This is a genomic window from Occallatibacter sp. (genome assembly GCF_049802275.1).
GTDB lineage: Bacteria > Acidobacteriota > Terriglobia > Terriglobales > Acidobacteriaceae > Telmatobacter.
Genome location: NZ_JBARMD010000581.1, coordinates 1 through 1680 on the forward strand (window position 1 = coordinate 1; position 1680 = coordinate 1680).

The following is a 1680-nucleotide window of genomic DNA, read 5'->3' on the forward strand; positions in this document are numbered from 1 at the left end:
TGATCCAACTTTCCGATATCCAGGCCGCCCTCGAACGAATCCGCTCCGACATTCGCGTTTCTCCCTGTACGCACTCGGAGACCTTTTCCGGGCTGACCAACAATTCCATCTTCCTGAAGCTCGACAACCAGCAACGCACCGGAGCGTTCAAAGAGCGGGGAGCACTCAATAAACTGCTGACGCTGAATCAAGCTGAACGCGCGCACGGCGTGATCGCCGCATCCGCCGGCAATCATGCGCAAGGCGTCGCCTACCACGCGGGAAGGCACAACATCAAAGCGCGCATCGTCATGCCGCTGCCCACGCCGCTCACCAAAGTGTCGGCCACTCGCGCCTACGGCGCAGAGGTCGTCCTTCACGGCACCAATTACGACGAAGCCTACGAAAAGGCAGTCGAACTGAGTCATCAACACGGGCTCACCCTGATTCATGCCTTCGACGACGACGCGGTCATCGCCGGGCAGGGAACTGTGGGACTGGAAATCCTGCAGCAGCATCCTGGGATCGAGGTGATCGTAGCGCCCATCGGCGGCGGAGGACTCATCGGCGGGATCTCCTGCGCAGTCAAAGAAACGAATCCGGCGATCCAGATTTTCGGCGTTCAACCTTCCAGAATTCCTTCGATGAAGGCGGCGGTGGCCGAGGGCAAGCCCGTCACCCTAGCCTCGGCCAAGACGATTGCCGACGGTATTGCCGTGCGCCGCGCCGGAGAGCGCACGCTCCCTCTGGTTCAAAAGTACGTCGACGACATCGTCACCGTGGAAGAGGAAGAAATCGCGAATGCGATTCTTCTGTTGCTCGAGCGCGAAAAGACCCTGGCTGAAGGTGCGGGAGCGGCAGCCATTGCTGCCGTCCTCAACCGCAAGCTGCCGCTGCAAGGCAAAAGAATCGCCGTCCTCGTGTGTGGGGGCAACATCGATGTTACCTTGCTCGCACGCATCATCGAGAGCGGCCTGGTGAAAGATGGACGCTTGGTCCGCCTCCGCGTGCACCTTCCGGACTATCCCGGCGCGCTGCACCGCCTCACCGGAATCCTCGCCGATCACCGTGCCAACATCGTTGAGACTGCCTACGACCGCGCCTACCACGGCGTTAATCTCGGTGATACCGCTATCGACATCACGATGGAGACGCGCGGACCCGATCATATCGCGGAGCTGCTCGCCGCTCTGGGCGCTGCTGGCTACACACACGAAAGAATTCTGTGATGCGCGCGGACTAAGATGAGTGGATTTAGATTAGATGGAAAGTGAACTATAGCCGCACTATGGCGACGACGAGCTGAGCGGTGCCTTCTGTGGGCTGCCGTGACACAGCAAAACGCAGAGCAGGATGCCTGTTCCCGCCGCCCCGGCCGCAACCCATTTCGGATTTAGGCTCATGTTAGTTCCCCTAATCGGCGGAGGAGCTCCGCATAGTTCCGATTCGTTGAAACTCTTCTGTTCCCCCTCGTGAACCGTGGTTCCGTGCGAAGACTCCGTCACGGGCGAGGGTTTGTTGCGATCCACTTCTCGCTCCACGTTCACATCATTCTTGCGCGCCGCGACTTGAATGTTTCCATTCAAGTTGCTCACTTCGTATTGCGTCCATTCGTTGAGGACCGGAGTTATCGTGAGGCAATTTATCTTCACCCTGAAGCTTTTCGAAGTTCCCACCGCAACCCCGCCGTGATCGAGTTCC

The 1680-nt window shown here is 59.0% G+C and carries 2 protein-coding genes; one reads left to right on the top strand and one right to left on the bottom strand.

The annotated features are described in order from the left end of the window. The first annotated feature begins 2 nt into the window (after positions 1 to 2). On the top strand, positions 3 to 1208 hold the full coding sequence (gene ilvA, locus WA354_RS19905) for a threonine ammonia-lyase (protein ID WP_472814766.1): 1206 nt from the start codon (positions 3 to 5) through the stop codon (positions 1206 to 1208). A 57-nt stretch (positions 1209 to 1265) separates the two neighbouring features. Here the strand turns inward: ilvA and WA354_RS19910 are convergent. Further along, on the bottom strand, positions 1266 to 1680 hold a 415-nt coding region (locus WA354_RS19910), incomplete at its 5' end, for a hypothetical protein (RefSeq protein ID WP_472814767.1).